We start from the raw sequence: 7,963 nt of genomic DNA on the forward strand, positions 1-7,963 counted from the left end.
TTCCCTATTCACAGATGATTTCACTTACGCTCAGTCTTATTCGCCCAGACCGTCGTCGAAATCACCTTCGGCATCGTCACCGCCATCCTCGGCGGGGTTATCCAGTGCAAAGAGATCGGTGTCGCCTTCCTCGGCATCGTTGATGCCGAAGCCTGCTGCGGTGAACTCGTCATCCGCACCGGAGACAGCCTGCTCCATCGGACGGGTGTACTCAGCGGTCTCCTCGTCGTCGTCCTCAGACAGCTCGATCACTTCCATGTTCTCGTCCAGAACCTGAATATCCAGACACAGAGCCTGCAGCTCCTTGGTGAGTACCTTGAAGGATTCCGGAACGCCCGGCTGCGGTACGTTGTGACCCTTGACGATCGCCTCGTAGGTCTTGACACGGCCGGTGATATCGTCGGACTTGACGGTCAGGATCTCCTGCAGGGTATATGCGGCGCCGTATGCTTCCAGCGCCCAAACTTCCATCTCGCCGAAGCGCTGGCCGCCGAACTGCGCCTTGCCGCCCAGAGGCTGCTGGGTTACGAGCGAGTACGGGCCGGTCGAACGGGCATGGATCTTATCGTCTACCAGATGATGCAGCTTGAGGTAGTACATATAACCAACGGTTACGCGGTTATCGAACTTCTCACCGGTACGGCCGTCGTATACGACGCTCTTGCCGTCCTCGTTAACGCCTGCTGCAACCAGCGTCTCCTTGATATCCTCAAGCGTTGCGCCGTCGAATACCGGGGTCTCGACCTTCCAGCCGAGCTTCTTGGCTGCGAAGCCAAGGTGAACCTCGAGCACCTGACCGATGTTCATTCGGGACGGTACGCCCAACGGGTTCAGTACGATGTCGAGCGGACGGCCATCCTCCAGGAACGGCATATCCTCCTGCGGCAGAATGCGGGAAACGACACCCTTGTTGCCATGACGGCCTGCCATCTTATCGCCGACAGAGATCTTACGCTTCTGCGCGATATAAACGCGGACGACCATGTTGACACCGGGAGACAGCTCGTCGCCGTTCTCGCGGGTAAATACCTTAACGTCTACAACGATACCGGATTCGCCGTGCGGCGCACGCAGAGAGGTATCACGAACCTCGCGGGCCTTCTCGCCGAAGATCGCGCGGAGCAGGCGTTCCTCTGCGGTCAGCTCGGTCTCGCCCTTCGGGGTAACCTTGCCGACCAGAATGTCACCGGCGCGAACCTCAGCGCCAACGCGGATGATGCCGCGCTCGTCGAGGTTGCGGAGTGCGTCCTCGCCGACGTTCGGGATATCACGGGTGATCTCCTCGGGTCCGAGCTTGGTATCACGGGATTCGGACTCGTACTCCTCGATATGGATGGAGGTGTAAACGTCGTCGCGTACCAGACGCTCGTTCAGCAGTACGGCGTCCTCGTAGTTGTAGCCTTCCCAGGTCATGAAGCCGATGAGGGCATTCTTGCCCAGTGCAACCTCGCCCTGATCGGTAGACGGGCCGTCGGACAGAACGTCGCCTGCCTTGACACGCTCGCCCAGATCAACGATCGGACGCATGTTGATACAGGTGGACTGGTTGGAACGCATGAACTTGGTCAGCGGATAGGTCTTGTCGGTGCCGTTGTCATAGTGTACGCAAACCTCGCGGGCGGTTACGCGGGTAACAACGCCGTCACCCTCTGCCAGCGGAATCGTACCGGAGTCAACAGCTGCCTTGTACTCCATGCCGGTTGCAACGATCGGAGCCTCGGTGCGGAGCAGCGGTACGGCCTGACGCTGCATGTTCGCGCCCATCAGTGCGCGGTTTGCGTCGTCGTGGTCGAGGAACGGGATGAATGCGGTAGCAACCGAGATCATCATGCGCGGAGAAACGTCCATCAGGTCAACGTCCTTGCGGTCTACCTCGACGAACTCGTCGCGCATACGGCAGGTTACACGGTCGTTTACGAGGTTGTTGTTCTCGTCGAGCGGCTCGGTAGCCTGGCAGACGATGTACTCGTCCTCGACGTCCGCGGTCATGTAGCGAACCTCGTCGGTAACGTGGCAGCGGACCTCGCCGGTTTCCTCGTCCTTGATCTTTTCGATTACGCGGTACGGTGCTTCGATAAAGCCGAAGTCATTGATGCGGGCGTAGGTTGCCAAATACGAGATCAGGCCGATGTTAGGACCTTCAGGGGTCTCGATCGGGCACAGACGGCCGTAATGCGAGTAGTGTACGTCTCGAACCTCGAAGGATGCACGGTCACGGGACAGACCGCCGGGGCCGAGGGCGGACATACGGCGCTTGTGCGTCAGCTCAGCCAGCGGGTTGTTCTGGTCCATGAACTGCGAAAGCGGAGAAGAACCGAAGAACTCCTTGATGGCTGCGGTTACCGGGCGGATGTTGATCAGGGACTGCGGCGTAACAACGTCGAGGTCCTGAATGGTCATGCGCTCGCGGATAACACGCTCCATGCGGGAGAAGCCGATGCGGAACTGGTTCTGCAGCAGCTCGCCTACGCAGCGCAGACGGCGGTTGCCCAGATGGTCGATATCGTCAACCGTGCCGATGCCGTGACCGAGGTTGAGCAGATAGCAGATGGAAGCGAGCATATCATCAACGATGATGGTCTTCGGAACCAGATCGAAGTGACGCTCCTTCACGGTCTTCTTCAGCTCGTCGCCCTGTACGCCGGAGTCGATGATCTCCTTGAGGACGGTGAAGCGAACCTTCTCCTTGAGACCCAGATCCTCTGCGGTTGCGCCGCCGAGGTACTCGGAGAAATCGTTTACGTCTACCATGCCGTTGCCGAATACCTTAACGGCAGTGCCCTCGGCAGACTCGATCACAACACTGTTTACGCCGCGGGCAGCCATCATGGTTGCCTTCTCGCGGGAGAGAACCTCGCCGGCCTCAGCCAGAACCTCGCCGGTCATCGGGTCAGCGACTGCATTTACCAGCTTGTGGCCGGTGATGCGGCGTGCGATGTTCAGCTTCTTGTTGTACTTGTAGCGGCCGACTGCGGAAATGTCGTAGCGGCGCATATCGAAGAACATGGCATCCATCAGAGAGGTAGCCGACTCCACAGAGGGCGGCTCGCCCGGACGCATCTTCTTGTAGATCTCGATGAGGGCTTCCTCGGCGGTGTGCGCCGGGTCCTTGTCGAGGGTTGCAACGATCAGCGGATCCTCACCGAACAGCTCCTTGATCTCGGCATCGGTCTTAACGCCGATGGCACGGATGAAGCTGGTGATCGGAATCTTGCGGTTTTTATCAATGCGAACGTAGAAAACGTCGTTTGCATCGGTCTCGTACTCGAGCCATGCGCCGCGGTACGGGATTACGGTAGCGGAGAGCAGAACCTTGTCGGTCTTGTCAAGCTCCTTGCCGTAGTATACGCCCGGGGAACGAACGAGCTGAGATACGATCGCGCGTTCTGCACCGTTGATGATGAAGGTAGCAGCGTGGGTCATCTTCGGGAAGTCACCCATAAAGATCTCCTGCTCCTTGATCTCGCCGGTCTCCTTGTTGCGCAGACGCATGCGGACCTTCAGCGGAGTTGCATACGTTGCATCTCGTGCCTTGCACTCCTCAATGCTGTACTTCGGCTCCTCGTCCATCGAAAAATCGAGGAAGGAAAGCTCCAGATTTCCGGTGTAGTCCGTGATGGACGCGGTATCGTCAAAAACCTCACGCAGGCCCTGATCCAGGAACCATTCGTAAGACTTCTTCTGCACCTCGATGAGATTCGGCATTTCGAGAATCTCTTCGATTCGTGCAAAGCTCTTTCGTGTGGTTTTGCCGTGCTGTACGTCTTTCACCTTCATGTGCTTTGATCACTCCGTTTCTTTCGGCTGTTGGTGTTGGTTGATACGCCCGGCGGCGTTGCGAAAACTTCATTCATTCGTCTTGCATTTTTCAGCAGACAGTGCTAACATAATGACAGGCATAGGAATAAGCCTGCAACTTTCAGCAGCAAACCATTATACCATGCTTTGAACAGATCCGTCAAGCATATGGCGAACAATAATTGCACAAAAAGGGAGAGGTTTTGTCCTCTCCCTTTGTTATTCTCCGCAAAAATCCCCTGTCAGACCACTGCATTGCAGCAGCGTACCCGCTTACCCGTTTCTCGTCGTTATACGGCGGGCCGTGGGCAGCCCGCCCTGCGGGAGTGCTCCGAACAAAGCCGTCCATCAAACCGAACAGAAAAGGCACGCCAAAGGCGTGCCTTTTCGCATTCCCTGACGCCTTTCGGCAACGCCGAAACAGGCAGGGACAGGTCTGCCGCAGCAGACCGCATAAAATTCCCCATAAAAGTCAGGGCGTGTACCTGACTTTTATCCCACTGCTCGCGCCGCGGCGGCGCGACCTCGTCCGCCGTGCGGACGAGAGGGGGATATCCGGAAAAGTTTCCTTGGGAACTTTTCCGGTATCTAAGGGGGACAGCGTCCCCCTTAGAGCCGTGCTCCGCACGGCAGTTAGAGCACCTTCGACAGAAAATCCTTCAGTCTCGGATGCTGCGGATTTGCGAAGAACTCATTCGGCTCGTTCTGCTCTACGATATTGCCGCCGTCCATGAACAGCACGCGCGTTGCAACCTCGCGGGCAAAGCCCATCTCGTGGGTAACAACAACCATGGTCATGCCGTCATCAGCCAGCTCCTTCATGATTTCCAGAACCTCGCCGACCATTTCCGGGTCAAGCGCCGAGGTCGGCTCGTCGAACAGCATCACATCCGGATTCATTGCCAGCGCGCGCGCGATGGCGATACGCTGCTGCTGACCGCCGGAAAGCTGCGCCGGATAGCTGTCTGCCTTGTCCGGCAGACCGACACGCGCAAGCAGCTCGAGCGCACGCTTGTCCGCCTCTTCATCGGTCATGACCTTGAGCTTGACCGGTGCCAGCTTGATATTCTCGCGCACGGTCAGGTGCGGGAACAGGTTGAACTGCTGGAACACCATGCCCATACGGCGGCGCACCAGATTGATATCCGTGTCCTTGGCGGTGATGTTCTGTCCTTCGAAGATAATTTCGCCGCTGGTCGGCTCCTCAAGCAGGTTCAGACAGCGCAGAAAGGTGGACTTACCCGAGCCGGACGGGCCGATGACTACGACCTTCTCGCCCTTCTCGATATGCTCGTTGACACCCTTGAGCACCTCATGGTTGCCAAAGGATTTGTGCAGGTTTTTAACGTCGATCACTTTCGCGCAGCCTCCTCTCAAAAATGCCGAGCAGCTTGGTCAGGATGATAACGAGCACCAGATAGATGATCGCAAGGCTGACATACGGCACATAGGCCTGATAGGTATTGGACACAATATTCTGTGCCTGCTTGGTCACGTCGCGCAGCGCGATGACCGACACGAGCGAGGTATCCTTCAGCAGGGTGATCATCTCATTGCCGAGTGCCGGAAGAATGTTCTTGATTGCCTGCGGAATGACGATCAGGCGCATGGTCTGTGCATAGTTCAGGCCGAGCGAACGGCCGGCCTCCATCTGACCCGGATTGACCGACATCAGACCGCCGCGCACAATCTCGGCAACATACGCGCCCGAGTTGATGCCCAGTGTAACGATGCCGCACACCAGACGCGCTGTATCATCCTTAGGCACCATGACAACAAAGCCCATGATCAGCAGCTGAACCATCATAGGCGTACCGCGGATGACGGTCAGATACAGCTTGCAGATTGCGTTGAGAATGCTCAGAATGATGTTGCTTTTGCCCATGCGGCGGGAATCATGCGCCGTGCGGACTATAGCGATCAGCAGACCGATGATAACACCGAGGATCAGTGCACCGATCGTGACCGCAAATGTGATTTTCAGACCGTTCAGGAACCATTTCCAGCGGTCCGCTGCGATAAAGGTCTGGTACAGCTGGAACAGCAGGTTCCGCAGACCCTCCGGCAGATTGACAACCGAATCCGGTACAATTTTCAGCCACTGGTCCATTGTAATACCGTTCACAGGTCATCCCCTCTTTCTTTTCATTTTACTGCAAAAGAGGGGCGGCGCTGAACCGTCCCTCTTCCTTTGTACGCGTTTGTTGATTTACTGTGCTGCGGAGTCAGCGCTGATATACTTGTCAACGATGGACTGCAGGGTGCCGTCACCCTCGAGCTCCTTCAGAGCGCCGTTTACCTTATCGAGCAGCTCGGTGTTGCCCTTCTTGATAGCGATCGCGTAATCCTCGTCAGCGTAAGCGGTGTCGAGGATCTTGAGGCCGCTGTTTGCAGCAACATAGTTCTTAGCCGGCTCCTGGTCGATAACAACGCAGTCGATCTGATCATTTACCAGTGCAGCAACTGCGAGCGGACCGTTGTTGAACTGCTTTACATGCTCCTGACCGTAGTCACCGGTGCAGTAGATGTCGCCGGTGGTGCCGGTCTGAACGCCGATGTTCTTGCCCTCCAGATCATCCGGAGAAGCGATATCGGAACCGTCCTTAACGATGATGACCTGAACGCCCTTTGCGTAGGAATCCGAGAAATCTACGTTCTCCTGACGATCCGGGGTAACGGTCATGCCAGCCAGCGCCACGTCGACGGTGTCGCTCTGCAGCGCCGGAATCAGGGAATCGAACTCCATATCGGTGACCTCGAGCTTCATGCCCAGCTTGTCAGCGATAGCAGCAGCAATATCCACATCGATGCCCTGTACGTTACCGTCGTCGCCAACGAACTCGTACGGCGGGAAAGTAGCGTTAGTACCCATGCGCAGCGTGCCGCCGTCCGCAGAGGTAGATGTGGTGGAATCCTGTGCGTCGCTGCTGGAATCAGCGGTCTTGGAGCCGCCGCAGCCGGTCAGCAGCATAGAACCTGCCAGTACCATGCTCAGCATAGCAATGGAAAACTTCTTCATTTGTGTTAACTCCTTCCGATTTGACCCGTGCAAAACGGGCATTTCTTTCTAATATTGATTATTATACAGCGCGTTCTATAATAATGCAACCTAAATTTCAGCGAAAAAATATGGAAAAGCATTTATTTTTTCAGCAATCATGACACAAGCCATCGGTAATTCGTTAATCGCCAATTAACGCTCTGCATTTTTGCAGCATAGTCTGCATTAACCACAAGGAGGTGCCCTATGTCCCCTGTTATATATGTATCGCCTGCGTTTCGCACGGCCTGCGCCGAGCCGCGCGGCGCGCTTCTCCTGCTGCACTCCGATCCGATTCGCTCCGCGCCGATTGTCGGCAGTGCGGCAAGCGGTGCGCGCCTGTTCATCCTGTGCGAGCAGAACGGCTGGTGTCATGTACGCACGCGCACAGCCTGCGGCTGGGTTCCGAAAACCGACATTGTGCTGTTTTACTGCCGTCCGGCTTTGTGAAGCTTTCGTCAAACCAGTTATTTTTTTGACAAACAAGGTGTGTTTTCATCAATTCTGACCATTTTTACTGCTGATTTTTCATTTTCACTTGCGTTGCTTAAAGCGATACAGTATAATGTAAAATGTTCGATGCGACAATCGCAAGGAGGTACGAAAAAGAGTGTATCAGATTTTGAAAAAGCAAACGCTGAACGCAAACACCAAGCTGATGGTGATCGAGGCACCGCACGTTGCCCGCAAGGCAGAGCCGGGTCAGTTCATCATCCTGCGTGTCAGCGCAGAAGGCGAGCGCATTCCGCTCACGATCGCAGATTTTGACCGCGAAAAGGGTTCCGTCACGATCATTTTCCAGGAGGTCGGCGCAACGACGATGGCGCTCGGCGCACTGAATGAGGGCGACTGCCTGCATGATTTTGTCGGTCCGCTCGGCAAGGCGAGCGAGCTTGAGGGTCTCAAGAAGGTCGCTGTTGTCGGCGGCGGTCTGGGCTGCGCGATCGCATATCCGCAGGCAAAGAAGCTGCACGAAATGGGTGCTGAGGTTGACCTGATCGCCGGTTTCCGCAACAAGGACATCATCATCCTCGAGGACGAGATGAAGAACGCCTGCACCAACCTGCACATCGTGACCGATGACGGCTCGAACGGCCGCAAGGCACTGGTTACGCAGGTGCTCAA

Annotated in this window: 6 protein-coding genes; 2 read left to right on the top strand and 4 right to left on the bottom strand. The window is 56.3% G+C overall.

The features are described 5' to 3' along the window. Positions 1 to 36: 36 nt before the first annotated feature. The 4 genes from rpoB to IEY11_RS04740 all read right to left on the bottom strand — a co-directional run bounded on the left by rpoB (position 37) and on the right by IEY11_RS04740 (position 6,817). Entirely contained in the window at positions 37 to 3,777 is a 3,741-nt protein-coding gene (gene rpoB / locus IEY11_RS04725; protein WP_188885929.1) for a DNA-directed RNA polymerase subunit beta, read from the bottom strand. A gap of 654 nt (positions 3,778 to 4,431) precedes the next feature. Beyond that, positions 4,432 to 5,154, bottom strand: coding sequence for an amino acid ABC transporter ATP-binding protein (locus IEY11_RS04730; RefSeq protein ID WP_188885930.1), 723 nt, complete (start codon positions 5,152 to 5,154; stop codon positions 4,432 to 4,434). Then, positions 5,141 to 5,923 carry an amino acid ABC transporter permease gene (locus tag IEY11_RS04735; protein ID WP_407926640.1) on the bottom strand — a complete coding sequence of 261 codons (783 nt, stop codon included), beginning with the start codon at positions 5,921 to 5,923 and terminating at the stop codon, positions 5,141 to 5,143. Before IEY11_RS04735 ends, IEY11_RS04730 begins: the two co-directional genes overlap by 14 nt. An 84-nt stretch (positions 5,924 to 6,007) precedes the next feature. After that, positions 6,008 to 6,817, bottom strand: coding sequence for a basic amino acid ABC transporter substrate-binding protein (locus tag IEY11_RS04740; protein WP_118480494.1), 810 nt, complete (start codon positions 6,815 to 6,817; stop codon positions 6,008 to 6,010). Positions 6,818 to 7,045: 228 nt separating this feature from the next. Here IEY11_RS04740 and IEY11_RS04745 point away from each other — a divergent pair, with 228 nt between their 5' ends. Both IEY11_RS04745 and IEY11_RS14840 read left to right on the top strand, forming a co-directional pair. Continuing rightward, complete coding sequence (locus IEY11_RS04745; RefSeq protein WP_118760450.1) at positions 7,046 to 7,288, top strand: SH3 domain-containing protein; 243 nt, start codon at positions 7,046 to 7,048, stop codon at positions 7,286 to 7,288. 160 nt (positions 7,289 to 7,448) lie between these two features. Next, the coding region (locus IEY11_RS14840) for a sulfide/dihydroorotate dehydrogenase-like FAD/NAD-binding protein (protein ID WP_243183953.1) at positions 7,449 to 7,963 on the top strand (515 nt) is incomplete at its 3' end.

Origin of the sequence: Butyricicoccus faecihominis, assembly GCF_014648015.1 — a bacterium.
In the GTDB taxonomy this organism is placed as follows: domain Bacteria; phylum Bacillota; class Clostridia; order Oscillospirales; family Butyricicoccaceae; genus Agathobaculum; species Agathobaculum butyriciproducens.